General features: G+C 63.0%; 14 protein-coding genes. 7 read left to right on the top strand and 7 right to left on the bottom strand.

Translation table 11 applies throughout. The features are described 5' to 3' along the window. Both SPI01S_RS21020 and SPI01S_RS21015 read left to right on the top strand, forming a co-directional pair. On the top strand, nt 1-4,108 hold a 4,108-nt coding region (locus SPI01S_RS21020; protein ID WP_066727227.1), incomplete at its 5' end, for a hybrid sensor histidine kinase/response regulator. A gap of 19 nt (nt 4,109-4,127) precedes the next feature. Next, complete coding sequence (locus SPI01S_RS21015) at nt 4,128-6,239, top strand: response regulator (protein ID WP_084253671.1); 2,112 nt, start codon at nt 4,128-4,130, stop codon at nt 6,237-6,239. 229 nt (nt 6,240-6,468) lie between these two features. Here SPI01S_RS21015 and SPI01S_RS21010 read toward each other — a convergent pair whose 3' ends face one another. After that, nucleotides 6,469-6,876, bottom strand: coding sequence for a DUF3597 domain-containing protein (locus SPI01S_RS21010; protein WP_066727231.1), 408 nt, complete (start codon nt 6,874-6,876; stop codon nt 6,469-6,471). A 132-nt stretch (nt 6,877-7,008) separates the two neighbouring features. Here SPI01S_RS21010 and SPI01S_RS21005 point away from each other — a divergent pair, with 132 nt between their 5' ends. Continuing rightward, a complete protein-coding gene (locus SPI01S_RS21005) occupies nt 7,009-7,587 on the top strand; it encodes a DUF4142 domain-containing protein (RefSeq protein ID WP_066727225.1) in 579 nt (192 codons plus the stop codon). 153 nt (nt 7,588-7,740) lie between these two features. On the opposite strand, the gene SPI01S_RS21000 is transcribed toward SPI01S_RS21005, so the two are convergent. Beyond that, nucleotides 7,741-11,556 (bottom strand): PLAT/LH2 domain-containing protein, encoded by a 3,816-nt coding sequence (locus SPI01S_RS21000; protein WP_066727220.1) that lies wholly within the window; start codon nt 11,554-11,556, stop codon nt 7,741-7,743. Between the two features lie 139 nt (nt 11,557-11,695). Here SPI01S_RS21000 and SPI01S_RS20995 point away from each other — a divergent pair, with 139 nt between their 5' ends. After that, nucleotides 11,696-12,724, top strand: a complete 1,029-nt coding sequence (locus tag SPI01S_RS20995; protein WP_066727219.1) for an AraC family transcriptional regulator — start codon at nt 11,696-11,698, stop codon at nt 12,722-12,724. A gap of 187 nt (nt 12,725-12,911) precedes the next feature. Then, nucleotides 12,912-13,262 (top strand): hypothetical protein, encoded by a 351-nt coding sequence (locus SPI01S_RS20990; RefSeq protein WP_066727217.1) that lies wholly within the window; start codon nt 12,912-12,914, stop codon nt 13,260-13,262. Nucleotides 13,263-13,329: 67 nt separating this feature from the next. On the opposite strand, the gene SPI01S_RS20985 is transcribed toward SPI01S_RS20990, so the two are convergent. Then, complete coding sequence (locus tag SPI01S_RS20985) at nt 13,330-14,202, bottom strand: DUF3829 domain-containing protein (protein ID WP_066727213.1); 873 nt, start codon at nt 14,200-14,202, stop codon at nt 13,330-13,332. Between the two features lie 62 nt (nt 14,203-14,264). Further along, the gene (locus tag SPI01S_RS20980; protein WP_066727229.1) at nt 14,265-14,504 is read right to left on the bottom strand and encodes a hypothetical protein; all 240 of its coding nucleotides are present in this window, start codon (nt 14,502-14,504) and stop codon (nt 14,265-14,267) included. Nucleotides 14,505-14,803: 299 nt separating this feature from the next. Between SPI01S_RS20980 and SPI01S_RS20975 the strand changes: the two genes are divergently transcribed. Beyond that, nucleotides 14,804-15,433 (top strand): CHC2 zinc finger domain-containing protein, encoded by a 630-nt coding sequence (locus SPI01S_RS20975; RefSeq protein WP_066727211.1) that lies wholly within the window; start codon nt 14,804-14,806, stop codon nt 15,431-15,433. 54 nt (nt 15,434-15,487) lie between these two features. Here the strand turns inward: SPI01S_RS20975 and SPI01S_RS20970 are convergent, their stop codons facing one another. From SPI01S_RS20970 to SPI01S_RS20960, 3 genes are all read right to left on the bottom strand, one after another. After that, nucleotides 15,488-16,369 (bottom strand): DNA polymerase III subunit epsilon, encoded by an 882-nt coding sequence (locus tag SPI01S_RS20970; protein ID WP_157084827.1) that lies wholly within the window; start codon nt 16,367-16,369, stop codon nt 15,488-15,490. Between the two features lie 54 nt (nt 16,370-16,423). Continuing rightward, nucleotides 16,424-16,882, bottom strand: coding sequence for a hypothetical protein (locus SPI01S_RS20965; RefSeq protein WP_157084826.1), 459 nt, complete (start codon nt 16,880-16,882; stop codon nt 16,424-16,426). A 78-nt stretch (nt 16,883-16,960) separates the two neighbouring features. Next, nucleotides 16,961-17,350: a hypothetical protein gene (locus SPI01S_RS20960; RefSeq protein WP_066727205.1), complete on the bottom strand. Its 390-nt coding sequence runs from the start codon at nt 17,348-17,350 to the stop codon at nt 16,961-16,963. A gap of 197 nt (nt 17,351-17,547) precedes the next feature. On the opposite strand from SPI01S_RS20960, the gene SPI01S_RS20955 reads away from it, so the two are divergent. After that, the gene (locus SPI01S_RS20955; RefSeq protein WP_066727203.1) at nt 17,548-17,838 is read left to right on the top strand and encodes an ArsR/SmtB family transcription factor; all 291 of its coding nucleotides are present in this window, start codon (nt 17,548-17,550) and stop codon (nt 17,836-17,838) included. The last annotated feature ends 145 nt before the right edge of the window (nt 17,839-17,983 follow it).

Raw genomic sequence — 17,983 nt, 5'->3', positions numbered from 1 at the left:
GAACGGCTTCGCCTCGGAAGTGACCCGCGTGGCCCGCGAGGTGGGCACCGAGGGCAAGCTCGGCGGCCAGGCGCAGGTGCCCGGCGTCGCAGGCACCTGGAAGGACCTGACCGACAACGTCAACTTGATGGCCGCGAACCTCACGGGGCAGGTGCGCAACATCGCCGACGTGACCACCGCCGTGGCCAAGGGCGACTTGTCGAAGAAGATCACCGTCGAGGTTCGCGGTGAGATTCTTGAGCTGAAGAACACCATCAACGTCATGGTGGACCAGCTTAATGGTTTTGCATCGGAAGTGACGCGCGTGGCGCGTGAAGTCGGCTCGGAAGGCAAGCTGGGCGGGCAGGCGCAGGTGGAAGGCGTTGGCGGCACCTGGAAAGATTTGACCGACAATGTGAACCTGATGGCGGGCAACCTCACCGGCCAGGTGCGCAACATCGCCGAGGTGACCACCGCGGTGGCGAAGGGCGATCTCTCCAAGAAGATCACCGTCGACGTGAAGGGCGAGATCCTGGAGCTGAAGAACACCATCAACACCATGGTGGACCAGCTCAACAGCTTTGCCTCGGAAGTGACGCGCGTGGCGCGCGAAGTGGGTTCGGAAGGCAAGCTCGGCGGCCAGGCGCAGGTGCCGGGCGTGGGCGGTACCTGGAAGGACCTGACCGACAATGTGAACGCGATGGCCGCCAACCTCACCGGTCAGGTGCGCAACATCGCCGACGTGACGACGGCGGTGGCGAAGGGCGATCTTTCCAAGAAGATTACCGTCGACGTGAAGGGCGAGATTCTGGAGCTGAAGAACACCATCAACACCATGGTGGATCAGCTCAACGGTTTTGCCTCGGAAGTGACGCGCGTGGCGCGTGAGGTCGGGACCGAGGGCAAGCTGGGCGGGCAGGCGCAGGTGCGGGGCGTCGCCGGGACCTGGGCCGACCTCACCGACAATGTGAACCTGATGGCGGCGAACCTCACCGGCCAGGTCCGCAACATCGCCGACGTGACCACCGCCGTCGCCCGCGGCGATTTGTCCAAGAAGATCACGGTCGACGTGAAGGGCGAAATCCTCGCGCTGAAGAACACGATCAACGTCATGGTGGACCAGCTGAACGGCTTCGCCTCAGAAGTGACCCGCGTGGCGCGCGAAGTGGGTACCGAGGGCAAGCTGGGCGGCCAGGCGCAGGTGCCGGGCGTGGGCGGTACCTGGAAGGACCTGACCGACAACGTCAACCTGATGGCGACCAATCTCACCAACCAGGTGCGCGGCATCGCCGACGTGGTGACCGCGGTGGCGCAGGGCAACCTCAAGCGCAAGCTGACCGTGGACGCCAAGGGCGAGATCGCCGCGCTGGCGGAGACGATCAACTTCATGATCGACACGCTGTCGACCTTTGGCGACCAGGTGACCAACATGGCCCGCGAAGTGGGCATCGAGGGTCGGCTGGGCGGCCAGGCGCGCGTGCCGGGCGCCGCGGGCCTCTGGCGCGATCTCACCGACAACGTGAACCAGCTCGCGGCCAACCTGACCAACCAGGTGCGCTCGATCGCCGACGTGGCAACCGCCGTGACCAAGGGCGACCTCACCCGATCGATCGCGGTGGAGGCCTCGGGCGAGATGGCGGCGCTGAAGGACAACATCAACGAGATGATCCGCAACCTCAAGGAACAGACCTTGAAGAACGCGGAGCAGGACTGGCTCAAGACCAACCTCGCGCGCTTCAGCCGCATGCTGCAGGGCGAGCGCGACCTGACCACCGTGTCCAACCTGATCATGTCGGAGCTGGCGCCGCTGGTGAACGCGCAGTACGGCGTGTTCTACGTCACCACCCGCGACGGCGATGAGACCACGCTCGAGCTGGCGGCGAGCTACGGCGCCGAGCGGAAGGATGCGCTCAAGCCGAAATTTGCGCTGCGTGAGGGTCTGGTCGGCCAAGCGGCTGCCGACAAGCGCCCGATCGTGTTGGAGAAGGTCCCCTCCGACTTCCTTCGTATCGGGTCCGGGCTCGGGCATGCCGCACCGGCGAACGTCGCGATCCTGCCGGCGTTGTTCGAAGACGAGGTAAAGGCGGTGATCGAGCTCGCGTCGTTCGGCGAGTTCAACGAGACCCACCAGAGCTTCCTCGACCAGCTGATGGAATCGGTCGGCATCGTGCTCAACACGATCGCCGCGACGATGCGTACCGAGGGCCTCCTCAAGCAGTCGCAGCTGCTCACCCAGGAGCTTCAGGCCCGGCAGACCGAGCTCACCACCAAGCAGGAGGAGCTCCACGCTACCAACGAGGAGCTGCAGGAGAAGGCGCAGCTTCTCGAGAACGAAAAGAAGCAGGTCGAGGCCAAGAATCTCGAGATTGAGATGGCGCGGCGCGCGCTCGAGGAGAAGGCGGAGCAGCTCGCGCTGACCTCCAAGTACAAGTCCGAGTTCCTGGCGAACATGAGCCACGAGCTGCGCACCCCGCTCAACTCGCTGCTGATCCTGTCCAAGCTGCTGTCGGACAATCCGCAGGGCAACCTGAACGACAAGCAAGTGGAATTCGCCCGCACGATCAACGGCGCCGGATCGGACCTGCTGAACCTGATCAACGACATCCTCGATCTGTCCAAGATCGAGTCCGGCACGGTTTCGATCGAAGTCGGCGAGATGCCGCTCGCCAGCATGAAACAGCATATGGAGCGGACCTTCCGCCAGCTGGCGGCGGACAAGAACCTGGACTTCAACGTCCAGTTCGATGCGAGCCTGCCCGCCACCATTCGCACCGACGAGAAGCGCCTCCAGCAGATCGTGCTCAACCTCCTGTCCAACGCCTTCAAGTTCACCGATCGCGGCTCGGTGACGCTGCGGGTACGCGCCGCGGCAAGCGGATGGAGCACCAACCATCCGGTACTGCGCAGCGTCGACAGCGCGATGGAGATCGCCGTGACCGACACCGGCATCGGCATCCCGGAGGATAAGCAGAAGCTGATCTTCGAGGCGTTCCAGCAGGCCGATGGTACCACGAGCCGCAAATATGGCGGCACGGGTCTCGGTCTTTCGATCAGCCGAGAGATCGCGCGCCTGCTGGGCGGCGAACTGCAGGTGCGTTCGCGGCCCGGCGAGGGATCGACGTTCACGCTGTTTGCGCCTTTCAATGCGGTGGCGCCTGTTGCGACCGCATCGCCCGGCGCTACTGCGCGCTATGACAATTCGGGCGCGATGGTGCCGACCGCGTTGCCCAACGCCTTCGACCTTTCCGACGATCGTGACAATCTGGGCGGGGATCCGTTCGTGCTGATCGTGGAGGACGACTCCACCTTCGCCTCCATCCTCCTTGATATCGCGCGCACGGCAGGCCTGAAAGGCGTGGTGTCGGCAGCGGGTGCCGGCACGCTCACGATGGTGCGCAAGCTACAGCCGCACGCGATCACGCTGGACCTCGGCCTATCCGACATCGACGGCTTCGTGCTGCTGGATCTACTGAAGCATGATCCTGCAACCGCGCACGTGCCGATCCACGTCATTTCGGGCGCCGATAAGGTAGCGAAGGCCCTGGATCTCGGTGCGGATGGCGTCACGGAGAAGCCAGCCGACAAGGAAATGCTGACAACGGTCTTCAACGATCTCGCCGCGCAGATTGGCAAGCAGCCCAAGGTGGTCGAGCTACTGCCAGGGGCCGCCGATCCGTTGCCGCAGGCGGCGCGCACGGTACCCGAACTGGCAGGCGCCAAAGTCCTGATCGTCGACGACGACATCCGGAACATCTATTCGCTCACCAGCGTGCTGGAGAGCTATGGCGTGCAGGTGCTGCACGCCGAGGGCGGGCGGGAAGGCATCGCCATCCTCGAAGCAACCGACGGAATCGACATCGCCTTGATCGATATCATGATGCCGGAGATGGACGGCTACGAGACAATGCAGCAAATCCGCCGGCGACCACAGCTGACGGACCTGCCCCTGATCGCCGTGACGGCCAAGGCCATGAAGGGGGATCGGCAGAAGTGCCTCGACGCAGGTGCATCGGACTATATCGCCAAGCCGGTCGACATCGATCTGCTGATGGCGCTGCTGCGCGTGTGGATCGCCCGTTCGCGGGAAGCGTCGCAGGCGGTCGCGTTGATCGTCGCGGAGTCGAACTGAGGTGCAGGTGCGAGCGAACATGACGGCGGCCACCACCACCTTGCTGGCGGATTCGCTTCTGGCAGCCAGCGGAGAGGATGCGCCGCTTGCGCGGGCGCGGGTGTTGCTGGTGGACGATGACGAGCGCAACCTGCTCGCCATCTCGACGGTGCTCGAGGATGTGGCCGAGATTGTCGTCGCCAACTCGGGAGAGGCGGCGCTGCGCCACCTCCTCAAAGGCGAATTCGCCGTGATCCTGCTCGACGTGTTCATGCCGGGCATCGACGGCTATGAGACCGCGCAGATCATCCGCTCCCGCGAGCAGACCAAGCGCGTGCCGATCGTCTTCCTCTCGGCGGTCAACAAGGAAGACCAGCATCTGCTGCGCGGCTATTCGATGGGCGCGGTCGACTACGTCTTCAAGCCGGTCGATCCGGTGGTGCTCCGCTCCAAGGTGGCGGTGTTCGTCGACCTGTTCACCATGACGAAGGAGATACAGCGCAAGGCGCGTCAGGAGCAGGCGCTGCTCGACGCCAATCTGCGCGCCAACGCGGAGCTGCTGCGCGCCGAGCAGGCATTGCGGCTGGCCGAGCAGCGCCAGGCTGCGATCATCGAGTCTTTGCCGATCGTCCTGTATCTGGAGGAGGTAAACGCGTCTCCGCGCGTGCCGAAGTTCGTCAGTGGCAACTTCGCGGCGCTGACGGGCTTTGCCTTTGAGGAGATTCAGGCGACGCCAAGCTTGTGGGTGGATCGACTGCACCCGGAGGATCGGGAGCGGGTCGTCGAGGCACTGGCGGAGCGCCCCGAAGGACGCTCCCTCGCGGTCGAATATCGATGGCAAACCGCCGACGGGCATTACAAGCATTTCCTGGATCAGGCGGTGCTCCTGCGTGACGCTTTCGGCGAGCCCCTGGAATTCGCCGGCACCTTGCTGGACGTTACCGAGCGCAAGGAGTTGGAAACCCAGCTGATCCAGGCACGCAAGATGGACGCGATCGGTCAGCTGACCGGCGGCATTGCCCACGACTTCAACAACCTTCTCGCAGCGATGCTTGGCGGTTTGAGCATGATCGAGCGGCGCGTCGCTCTGGACGAAGGTCAGCGCAAGGTGATCTACATGACCCGGCATGCTGCCGAACAGGGCGCCGAGCTCGTGAAGCACCTTCTCGCGTTCAGCCGGCGTCAGAAGCTGGCACCCGCGACGATCGAGCTGTCAGCTCTTTCGACGACGGTCACGGAGCTCCTCGCTCACACGCTTGGCGGCCTGGTAGAGCTCGTGTGGGAGATCGAGCCAGGTGTGTCGGCCGTCTATGCCGACTCCGCTCAACTCGAGCTGGCATTGATGAACCTTATCATCAACGCGCGCGATGCAATGCCAGATGGCGGGGTGATTACCGTTTCTGCTGAGAATGCAGAGGTCGCGGGAGCCGACGATACGACCCTCGCACCCGGCCGTTACGTGATCTTGAGTGTCCGCGATACCGGCTGTGGCATTCCCCCGCATCAGCTCGATCAGGTGCTGGAGCCGTTCTTCACGACCAAGCCGGTCGGAAAGGGCACCGGTCTAGGCCTCAGTATGGTGTACGGCTTCGTCAAGCAATCCGGTGGAATCGTCCGGGTTCAAAGCGAAGTGGGCCTGGGTACCCGGGTTCAGCTGTGGATGCCGGAGGCTTGCGCTCGCCTGGCGGATAGTCCTTCAACGACCGAGTTCTTCGCCGCCGATCCCAAGCCCTTGCGGGTTATTCTCGTCGACGATCACTACGCGGTGCGGCTGACGACCGTCGCTATGCTGGAGGATCTGGGACATAGTGTTGTCCATAGCGGTGATGCCGCTACTGCCCTCGACATGATCCGCCAGGATCCCGGAGCATCGGACCTCCTTATCACCGACTTCGCAATGCCGAAGATGTCCGGATTGGAGCTGATCCGGCAGGTGCGATCCGTAGCGCCCGATTTGCGGTCGATCATCATCAGCGGCAATGCTGATGTCCGCGACGTGATCGGTGACGACCTCGCGAACGGTGTGGTGTCGAAGCCTTTCACGCGCGATAGGCTACGTGCCGCCCTGCTTGAGGTAACGTCGGGATTCTCACGTCAGGATGCTCCAGTTGCCGAAGCGATTGTGAGGAGTGGTAGCGCCAAGAACGCCTGATCTGATCTTGAAAAACGACGTTCAAATTTTGCTTCATTGCCTCCGTGGCTGGATATGCGCAGCCGGAGCAGCGATGAGGTTCCCGCTGACCGCTGAATAACGCGCGCACGTCGATGAGTTCGAAGCGTCGTCACGCGTCCGCCGATGTCGGGCAACCACCGTCTGGCAGCCGCCTATCGGCTTCGCCGCTATGAGAAGCGCAGAGGCACACTGGCCTCCGCGCTTGCCATCAGGCGTTCCGCAGGCTGTCAGGGACTATGCCACCGTTCTCTGCCAGCTTGGCCATGACCGCCCTATGAAGCGCGATGTTCTGTTCGGCGCTTCCATCAGCCCCCGCGTGCACGTTCAGTTCGTCAGCGAGTTCCTTTCGCGCGGCCAGGCTCGAATCCAGGTCGAGGAGCTTAAGCAGATCCACGATGGACTGCTGATAGTTGCCACCTCCACCCTTGATCGCTGCCATTTCCGAGAGGACCGCTCCGACGTCGACGGAAGTCGTTGGTTGCTGCGCGGCCTCAGCTTGTGCGGCCGCAGGGGCCTGTGCAACTGGGGTGGAAGGACTGGCCTCGGTCGAAGGTGCTGGAGTCTCGACGCGTTTGTGGCCGAAAATGCGGTCGCGAATGCTGCTGAAAATGCTCATGCGGATCTCCTTGAGGCGCTCATGCGCTCGCGCGCTCAACGCCCTAGTCGACGGAGAGTTCGGCGGAACGGCGCCCTCTCGACGGCGTTCCCTAGTCGCCTGCGCGGTTCGCGCTCGATAGGGGAGACAAGAATGTACGCTGTTCGCTGGACGATGCTGGGTATCGCCGCCGTTGCACTTGCAGGCTGCGGATCCAAGACGGAGACGCATCGGACCGATACGGTGGTAGCTACGGGGAATGCCGCAAGTGCCGGATCCACCTCGACATCCGGGGCTCCCGCCTCTGCAGGCCAGTCGTTCGCCAATGCAGCTGCCGCCAGCGACGCCTTCGAGATCGCTAGCTCACAGTTCGCGCAGCAGCATGCAAGCAGCCCTGCGATCAAGAAGTTTGCGGAAAGCATGATCAAAGCGCACACGGATTCGACGGCCAAGCTGAAGTCGGCGGCTGCGGCTGCGAGCCCGGCGATCACGCCCGATCCCGCATTGACGGCGACGCAGCAGCAGAAACTCGACGGGCTGAAGGCACTGGATGGTACGGCTCTCGACAAGGCCTATGCCACGGCCCAGGTGGAAGCACATCAGCAAACGCTTGATGCCCTGAAGGCTAATGCTTCCAACCAGGGGGTGCCTCAGCCGCTACGCAGCTTCGCCACACAGTTGATCCCGACGGTCACTGCGCACCTCAACATGGCAAAGTCGCTGGCGAAGTGAGCTTGTGGGGGCGGCAAGGCCAAGCCGCCCCCAAGTTCCATCTTTCGGTAGCAAGCGACGCGCAAGCCTCCGGTGTCCCGCGGTTCGAGAGCTGCTGCGTGATCTAGCCGAACCCGCTCATGAGCTTGCGGATCTCGTCGGCCGCCGCCTGCTTCATCCCCCTCGGATCATTTTCGACCCGGGGTTGAACGTTATCCCCTTCCCGAGATCCACCCGACTGCTGAAGATGTCCGGGTTCCAGATGGGGTCGCGGAACCGCTGCGACAGCGTGGCGACACTCGGGTCAAAGGTCCGCGCGGGAACGCTGGGAATGGGCGGCTGCGGCGTTTCCTCAGCGTCGAGGGGAGACCAGCCCGCCACGGCCTGAATACAGATGGTGCGATGGAGGATCTGGTCACCGACCATGGCGCTGATCCGAACCGGGCCCGCCAAAATGCCTTTCGCCTGTGCCTCGGTGCCGTTCTGCTGCGTGATCTCGATCTGGCCTCCCATACTGGTCGACCACCAGCCCACTGCGGTCACGCCATCAGGCAGCGGCGAGACGCTGAGCAAGACCTTCTCCCCCTGAGCAACGGTCTTGGCAGCCGAGATGAAGGGTCCCCGCGGTAGACTGATCGGGCCCCGGCCCCCGCGGTCACGTATTGGAGGTCGGCCCCTCGATACGCTTTGACACCGCAGCTCGATCGGCACGACGCGTGCGTCCACTTCCTGCCCCTCACGCGTCGTGACATACGCGTACCCGCCGATGGTCCAGGCCGAACCAGGCAGATCTGGCACATCGGCAATCAGACTGCCCAGCGCAAGGCGGCCGGACTGAGCGGCTGCCGGTGGCCAGCTGATTGCGACCGTAACACCCCCTCGGCCGCGACTGGTCTTGGTGACTGTAGCTCCGAGCGCTTGCATTGCCTGCGAAAGGGCGAAGTCCGGTTCAGCGGCCGGCTGGTCGACCCCCGGACCGCAGCGCCGTTTTCTCGGCGCGAAATCGATGGTGGCCGCGTTCACCGACACATTTCCGACCACCAGGGTGATGGGCACTGAGGCGGAGCGCGCTTTCGCACCAGTTTGAACGATGCCAGGCGCTTCTGCCAGAATGACATGTGCGGCCATCGAGCGAGCGTCGGGTTCGGGTGTGCTGATCATCATCGAGCGCGGAAAGGTACGGTAGCCGGCCGCCTCCTCGACGAGCAATTCGCGCCGGTTGCCGGCAGGTACCGACAGCTGGAGGCGGCCATTCGAAGTAACTTGCGCGCTAGCCTTTGTGGCCGAGCGGACCTTGATCGCGCTTCCGTTTGCTGTGCCGAGATCTACCGTCTGTTCCAGCGGCATTCGAGGCACGACAGGTGGAACGACGACGCGGCCATGGGTCGGATCGATCGGGATCCGAGGGTTGGGCACCTTACGTGGATCGACCTTGGGGTCGAGCGGGGACACTCTTCCAGATGAAGACCCATCCACTCGGCCGTTGGCGCGGATCGCAGGCGCGATCTCGTCGAGGGTCGAAACATGGGTCGGAAGCCGCGGCTGGTATCTCTTGATCGACGTAAGATCGACAGGGAGTCCGCCTGCGTCCGTCAGATGTGGAGCACCGTCGTCCAACATCGTTACAAGCGCGTTCGTGACCCTTTCCTTGGGCAGGGCGATCAGCTCGACGGCGTCGTCGCGGGCAAGCTGGTCCACACGGCGCGTGTGAAGGTCGATCGCGGCCACATTCGCCAAGAGGCGCATCTCGTCCTTCTTCCACGCGAGGCCGACCTGGCCCCGAGGCGTGCCGGCGGAGGCCCGAACAGCATAGGTACGCGCGACTGGATCGAGCTTCTCGTGTCGAACGGCTCGAGCGACCGGACGAACGTCGCTAAGAAGCGCCTCCTCCGTAATCTGGAACGTCTGTGCAGTCAGATCGAGGTCGATCAGCACCGTGCCGTGGATCTCCTCGACGGAAAGCGCAACGCCGGAGTCGAGCATCAGGCTGACGAGGCCTGGCTTGTCACTCGACGTTACGCGGAGCCTGACCGACTTCGCGTTCATCATATGGATGGGCCGGGGCGCCATGACAGGGGAAGCCTGCAAGCCGTTCAGGGGTTCTACGGTCGTGCCCGGCCCGGGAACGCAGCTTCCGAAATAGGCTATGGCCGCGTTGAACAGCTCCGCTACGGTCACCAGAGACCAGTGGCCCTGATGGCCGTATGCCGAAAGCGGGATGGTGAAGCAGTATTTGCCGTGCCAAGGGGCATTCACGGTGTCGAACTTGAACGACCAGTTGCCCGTTATAGGGTTTATGTCGAAGTGGGAGATGGGATCGTTCGTGGGACCCTCGCGCTTGGCCGGGCTGTTCGGATTGTAGACGTGCACCTGGTTGTTTGATTCGGCGTGCGCCACGACCACGTGCCCTTCCAAAGGGTTCCATGCCTTGGAGAATGCAATCATGCGAGGGTCGACCCAGCCTCGACTGAGTTCGTCCCGCACGTCTTGAAGCATGGGCCTCGCATCCATTGTGTTCGGCGCCCCAGCGACGTTGCCGATGGAAACGAGCCGAGTGGTGTAGAAGCTGAGCGCCTCGGAGCTCATCATTGCGAGCTGGCCGACCTGGATGAGGTGGCTCAGTGCGGGAGCGGGTGACGACGCGCCGTTCGACTTGTCGAAGAGAGACCATTCCAGCGGGTACGGATTGCCTTCGACCGGAATGCTGTAATCGGAGATGATGCGCTGCCTGAAGCGAAGGGATGTCATCGCGAAGCCGTGGCAGCACCCGTTTCCGATCAGGTCTCGGGTAGCGTGATAGAAGATCTCTGCCTTGGGGCTGGGCACCACTTCGTCGAACGCACCGAACAGGTACATCTCGCCCTTGCCATAAGCCTCAACATAGCGATCCCAGCTGAACTCGTCCGGGAAGCCGTCTGCCTCCCCGCCGCTCATCGTGTTCACGAATGCAAATCCGCTGGCAAAGCGATAGCCGCTTGGGTGAACTGTGAATGTCTCAGACGAGTTGCCGGTGCCGGTCGCGGTGGCGACCTGGATGGGACCACTCGCCGCGCCGGTCGGGACCGGCACGGTGACCATGTTCTCCCATAGCATGTCGGGAGCCACCTTGGCTTCGATCGTGCCACCGGCGGCCGCAGTGAAGAAGACCCTCGTCGTCTGCCCGACGCGCGCATCGAAGCTGGAACCGGTTATAGTGACAAGGGTGGCGCCAGGGCCTGCGGGAGGAGCATCCACCCAGCCAAATTCGGGTGAGATGTCAGAGATCGTGGGAGCCGGAAGCTTGCTCAGGCTCGCGATGCTGATCGTCTTGGAGGAGCTTCTGCCATCCGCGTCGGTGACGCTGAGAGTACCTTGCCAGATCGTCCCGTCCGGACCGCCGACGCCTGAGAGCAGGATGCGCCGCTTGTCCGTGATGGTAATGGTAGGCGGGGACCAGCCGCTCGTAGCTGGCTTGGAGAGGCTCCACTTGAGATCGAGCCTGCCTCCTGTCGCGGAGAACTCGTGGCTTATGACCCCGCCGGGCTTCGCCTGGATCTTGCCAGTGCCGTTGATCTTCGGGTTCGTGAACTCGACCCGATGGAAGTCCGGTGCCGTCCAATGGCGATGTGGGCTCTCATCCTCCAGCCACACGACGCCCTGACCCTCCGGCGTCGCGTAGATGGGCTGCTCGTTCACATAGATCTCGATCTTGTCGAAGGCCCATCCGCCATAGATGGAGTCGGCGTCCTTGTAGAGCTGAACGATACTGATATCGTTCACTACGAAGCCGGCGAAATAGCTCGCCGGAGCCCAGCTCGTGTCGGTCGAATTTACCTCAAATCGGTTCGATCCATTCCCGGTCAGTCTGAACTGATACGCCTTCGTGGCCTTCGGGATCTCGATCAGGCGAATGTAGATATTGTCATCGGTGCCGGCGGCGAATTTGTCCGCGGTATGCGTGACAACCCGAATGCTGGTGATCGGGTCATCTGGCTGAAGATTTACCCCCATTTCGCGCTCCTCCCTCGCTATTCATCGCAGTGGCGCAGGTTATCGGTGACTCCACAGGACTTCGGCGCCAGTCTGCTGCAGTCGCTTCTACGATTCGCAATGCCTTGGATCTTGTGAGCTTAGCGAAAGGGTTGGCCGCATGCGTGGACAGGACCGCAATAAAGATGGACGGGAGAGCAGCCAACCGAACAGCCCGGGGCTGATCCGCTTCTCCACCAACGACCTGCCTGAACGGGATCGGGTTGCGCTTTGGCGGGACCAGATGGGACAGACCCTCACCGGCTGTAATCCGTCGTCGCTCGATGGAGGCACGTTGTCCGTCGATTTCGCGGCGGTCGGAGGCGCTGGGCTGCGTCTCGCAACGGTGGATCTTACAGACACCCGCAACAATCGAGACGCCTCGTGCCTGAGTGATGGTGACGAGGACCTTGTTCTCTTTCTGTCACTGAGCGGCGAGGGCTGGACGGACCATCATGGACAACGCGTGAGGCTGCAGGCCGGTGACGGCATGCTGGCGCGCTTCGATCGGACGCTCGACACCGGCTGGCCCAGAAGTCGGCTGCTGCTCGTTCGCCTCAGCCGCGCAATGTTAGGGGGTGTGCAGCCGGATGCGGTCCTTGGACAACGGCATCGAGGCCACACTACGGTGATGCGGCTGCTCGGCAGCTATGCGCGAACGGCTTGGGAGGAGGCAGCCAGGACCGGCTTTCTGCATCCGCTCGCAGAGCGGCACATGGCGGAGCTCGTCTCCAGCCTCTGTGCCGCAGGGCCCGACGAGCAAGACCGGCTAGCACGTCCAGCCCTAGGCGCTGCTCGTGTCGCTGCCATGCTCGAGGTCATGGCCTTGCGCTACTCGAATCCCTGCCTCTGTATGCGGGACGTGGCGGCTGCAGTCGGAGTCTCAGAGCGCGCCGGCCATCTGGCGTTCGAAGATGCGGAACTGAGCTTCACGCAAGAGCTCTACGACATCCGCCTGGCGAGAGCGGCAGAGCGCCTGAGCTATCGCTACGAGCGCGTGATGGACACGGCCTTTTCCGTTGGCTTCTCGGACATGTCGCACTTCCATCGACTGTTCAAGCGGCGATACGGCTGTACCCCGCGGGAGTGGCAGGAACGCTCGGATTTTCATCTGAGCTGCGACCGGAGGGTTACAGCAGAGCGCGTGTGACTGGCTTCGTCCATGGGCGCTCGTTGGGCCGTCAGGAATGCGGTCGGCATGCGCGCGTCCCGAACTCATTTCTCGGCTCGTTCCAGCCCGGTCAGCGAACCGCGATCTTCATGTCTAGCCATAGCGGCACATGCCGGTATAGCGGCCAGCTCTATTCGGGTTGAGGAAGACCATGCATAGCCTACCAATGATCCTCGCGACGGCCGCCGCGCTTGCAAGCGGCTCCGTCGGCCAGACTGGCTCCGTCATTCCAGTCAAGTTCCGAGGGGAGTGGGCTCGAACACTGGGCGACTGCAATCTGCGGGGAGGCGAGAACAGCGCGGGATTCACCGTTACGGCCAAGACCATCGTCTACTACGAGGACCGCGAAGAGGTGAAGCAGGTCCGTATGACCGGTCTCAACAGCCTCGCGTACACCAGCAAGTACGTCTCGACCGACGGCGAGGAGCCTTCCAAGGGAACCTTGCGGCTGTCGCCGGACGGCACCCGGATGCTAGGCTCCGACCGCTCGTCTGATCTCGTTCGCTGCGTCAAATAGGCAAGCCTACTAGGGAGCTCGCCCAGATGCCCGCGAGGCGCCGTGGAGGCGGTGACCCCCGCCTATCTCACCAGCTGGCGGCTTCCACGGCGTGATTGTAGCTCGCTACCATCTGCTCAGCATGCGTGGGGCGGCGCGTCTCCTTGAACGTCCGGTAGCTCCCGAGCATCGAAGACAGGAAGTGTAGTTCTGGCGGATCCTTCCCGTCCGACTTGGCTGCGGCAGCGTGCGCGGCAGCAATCGCCTGGTCGATAATCGCAGCATCCGCATCGCCTTGGGCAAACAGGGCGGCGTCGCGGGCTTGGGAGCCGACGAAGCGCTTGATCATCCCGTTGGCGCGGAACATCGCAAGTCGGCGGTTATAACCCAGGATATCGCCGTCAGCCTTCAGCTTCTCGATCGCAGCCGTGTCTCGCTTCAGCGTCTCGCGGTCGAGCATCTCGCCGAACCGCTTCAGGTCCGCATCGGCAGCATCGAGCTCGGCGAGCATCTGCGGATCCTCCTTACGCCCCCGGGCCAGCTTATCATTCAGATAGGCCTTGCCCGTATAGTAGGGGGAGAGGTCCGCGAGATGCGCTCGCACCTTGGTCAAGGATCCGATCAGCGCATCGGCAGCCCCCTCAAGCTCAGCGGAAGCACCCGATAGAGTGCGAGCAGCCTTCAGCTGCTCGATGCCCTTGTCGATCATACCGGCATCGACCAGAAACTCGCCCTCGAGCGTGGCGTGCGCGACATCAGCCTTGCGGTATTTTGCCGCCTGCTCGGTGTACCCAAAAGAGCCAAGCAAGCGATTATGGGCCGCGATGAAGGCGTCCACCTGGTTAGGTGCCGCGGTGCCGGAAGAGGCGCTGCCCTGCTCCTGGCGGTCCGCCTTGTCGCACGCGCCGAGACATAGTGTCGCTGCGCCCAGCACAGCCGTGAAAAACATCGTACGCTTCATTGTTGCTCCCGTTTGATTACTCTGCGTCGGCCAGCGACCATTTCAACGTCGCCTGTTAGGCATCAAAGCCAAGTGCGACCGTCAGCTCCGGCGCAGCCGTAGGGCGGCAATTGATCCGGGAAGCGTTCGCGTAGACTATGGCAGCCCCAGCTGCGCAACGGCTTCGGCGCGTGACTGTTCAGTGCGATGCCGACCTCGTCGTACGGGCTCTCTGCGCGAGCCACGTACAGGTACCAGCGGCCGCCGAACATCACTGTCGCCGCGAGGAGCACGACGCAAACAACCTGCACGATCTTCTTCATGGAACCCCTCATTGCGACGTGAAAGTTTCCGTTGCAGGCCGCTCCATCAAATTCAACCCTTCCGCGCCCCGTGGCTGGCCGCCAGTCGTACTGCAGGCAGGCTGGATACAAAGTCGAACCTTCAGCTGATAGCCGCCCAGGCGAGCGTATGCCGAACGCGCGCCCGGAACTGGACGCCTTTGCCTCTGGAGCAGTTCGGTCCGGCTTGACACTCGCCTTGCCGTTTTCGCTACTTGACCTTCCCGTCTCCCGTCGACGATCGACGCGATCGATCGAGAGGCAAACCGAAGGAGGAACGGATGGCATATCGCCGAACGCTGCCGGGCGATGCGCTCGCACTCGAAATGCCTGACGGCACGGTTCGACAGGTACTGTTCGCCGGCGCGCGCGCGGTCGCAGATGCTCTGACTCCGGGGCGTCAGTTCCTCGATGCCATCGCAATCTCCTGGGGCCTCCTGCCACTGGGTAGCACGTTCGTATCGGAGGCTAGCACGCCTGCCGAGACTTGGGATCCGGGCGCCAGCAAGCGAGTTTCTGGCATCGCCTTCGGCTTCGCGGCGCTGGGCAGCGAGGTCGAGCTCGCTGCGATCCACTCCAGCAGAGACGACGAAGCGCGTCGCTTGGCGCCTCTTGCCGCGGAGCGCTACAAAAGGCTGGCGCGGGCTCTCCGATCCCCTGAGGGTAGCCAGCCTCATCTTCGCGACGCGCTGCTCGTAGACGTCCTCAAGGGTCAACCGGAAGCGCGCGGCGAGGATGTGGTCAGAGCGGCCTGCAGTCTTCATCCGGATGCGGCTAGAGGATTTTACCTGCACGACCGCGCGCGCCATTTTCAATGCTTCTCATGCGGAGCCTGCGGATCGGAAGTCGATTGGCTCAAGGCGAAGTACGGCCTATCCCGCGAGCAGGCCACGTCGCTTCTCGCGGGCTAGGAGGGGCGGCCAAGCCGTACGGTCATCCGCCCCATCGCCTGCCCGCCGCCGCGACTAGCGAAAGCGAGTTCGCGCCGTCAGCTCCTCGCACTCTGGACCCATCCCTCGGGCTCCTCTGCCGGCGCGGTAGACGTTGAGCGCCAGCCAGAGCTCTTCCGGCAGCTTTTCTGCATCGGACACTTCCTTCCACCAGACCCGAAGGTCCCCGTCCCATCGGTATCCGCGGTCGCGAAGCTCGTCCTTCACGTCGAATGAGGCGCCATAGGCTCTGAGAAGCCACGATGGATGCGAAGACCGTTCCACGAGCAGCGATAGGGCCGAACGATCGCTTGCGAAGGGATGACGGAGCAGCTGGATCAGTCCGTCGACTTCGCTCGCATCATCCTTTGGGTCGATGAACCATCCGATCTGACATAGCAGGTACCCCAGCGATCGCCCTTGAAGATCGTGGCTCCGCCAGTCGATCTGCGTCATCGAGCAGGCCCAGGGCAGATCGGCTGCCTGCGGCAGCTGGGTTTCGATCCATGGGCGGGCGAACGCAGCACCATGAGAAACGATGATGGACGAGGTGCGCAGCATGTCCAGCAATTCCTGTCGACCGATCGCATCGTCCATGAACCGACCGGCTTCCACGCTGCCGGCGGCCACCTCGAGCTCTGAGCACGCGGAGGGAGCGCTCATGCACCAGAGTTGCGGCTTGCCGAGGTACGTCACCACGCCATCAGCATCGTAGCGGAACTGGCGGACGGTCACACTGACGCTGAAGTCGCCAGCATCTTCCGAACCTGACGTGGTTACGTTCAATGCGACCGCAGGCTTGGCAGCGACGTCGCATCCTTCACCTGTCGGTCCGTCTTGAAGTCGGACCCGGTGGAGCAGGCGTACGTCTTCGTTTCCGGACGCATGATCGCGTCCGACTTCCTTCGTTCCATTCATTTGCTTCTCCTGGCGGCTTCAGGCGCCGCTATGTAAATGCAGGCGCCAGACTGGTCAGATCTCGATGCGCTGTTCAATGTCTACGGCAAACGCGAGTGCCGAGGGGGTCGTGCAGTTGCGCTCGATCTCGCGGATCATGTCAGCCACGGCCGGGGGGACGATCGCAGCGGCAATGGGCGTGGCGGGGAAGAAGCCGCAGCGAAGTTCCGCAATCCCCACGACGTCGTCACCGAATCTCGAACGAAGGCGTTGGACAACCTGTGCGTGATGATGGGCCACCGAGGCATGGAATGCCTGAATCATCAGGCTCCCGTCCGCATAGATGATGGTGGCGGTGTAGAGCCGCGGCGTGGGCATCTGGCGAGCCAGGGAGCTACGGCCGCGCTTCGGTCTGATCAGGCGGCGGACGCTTCGACCTGCAGCGCGATCGGGCTCGCCATCGCTGGCTGGGAGCGAACATTGCGGCTCACGCTTCCTGGGCGCAGCTGGGCGCGCATTCGGCTGCTTGGACATGAAGGGCCCCTTCCTCAGAGGCGGAATTTGTTCCGGAACACTCAAGCTTCGTCTCCTTTCTTGTCGAAGTGGCGACCGTCAGACGTACAGCGGCGAGGGCTGCCCTCCCGACCTCTGGTCGAGCAAGTCGTCGAGCAGGCTGGGGTCGGCGTCCAAGCCGATCGCCAGAGCATGCAGCAGGATCGCCCGCTTGCAGCCGGCAAGCTCAAGAGAGGCATCGATGGCGTCGCCGCCATCGAAAAGCGCCAACGGCGCGAGCAGCCATGCTACGGGATCCTGCTCGAGGCCTTCGCGCTGAAAGCGCGCTCCAGTTTCAGCGGCGACGATTGCGAGCCGGATCAGGCGGCGCTTGGTGACCAGGACGGGCGGATCGTTGCGGTCGTCCGGATCGAGCGGGTCCGGCCAGTAGAACGTTACCGGCGGGCGGCTGAATTCGTGAAGCTCTTCAATGGTGGAATACGCGTGCATAGGTCGGTCCCCTTCAGTCGCGTGGTGGACTCCAGATCCAGGAGCCGTGAGAGCGGCCCCTGCAACTCATATAGGAAGATGATGCACATCATTTCCACAATTCCAGAAACGTCGTACCAATTTTGGTGGTTAAGCGCGCCTTCAGCAATTCCGCCGTAGGCGGTTGATCGGCGGAACTTTTCGATTATTCTCGTAACATGGAACTGTCAGACGCGGTGATCCTGTTGAGCGCTCTCGCGCAGCCAACGCGCTTCCGGTGCATGGCCATGCTTGCTGAGAAGGGAGAGGCAACGGCTGGCGATTTGGCGTCGAGCTTGAGCGTGCCGGCTAATACGATGTCCAGTCACCTCACCGTCCTTGCGCATGCGGGCCTTGTGTCGTCGTCGAAGGCCGGGCGTCATGTGGTCTATCGAGCGCATGCGGAGCGCGTCGAGCTACTAATTGAGAGGCTGAGCACCTTGGCCGCGAGCGAGCTGAAGGCAGAATGATCGTCTAGCCAGACCTGTTCTGGCTCTGGTCAGCCTGACGGATCGCAGCCGGTCGTGCATGCCGGCGAAGACATCGGCTAGAGGTTGGTGCTGTCGCAGGACGCCTCGTGGAGGAGAATCACGCTCGGAGCCAAGTATGCACATG

Source organism: Sphingomonas pituitosa NBRC 102491 (genome assembly GCF_001598435.1).
In the GTDB taxonomy this organism is placed as follows: Bacteria; Pseudomonadota; Alphaproteobacteria; order Sphingomonadales; family Sphingomonadaceae; genus Sphingomonas; species Sphingomonas pituitosa.
Note: the sequence above shows the minus strand (reverse complement) of the source record. Positions and strands in the feature narration are given on the sequence as shown.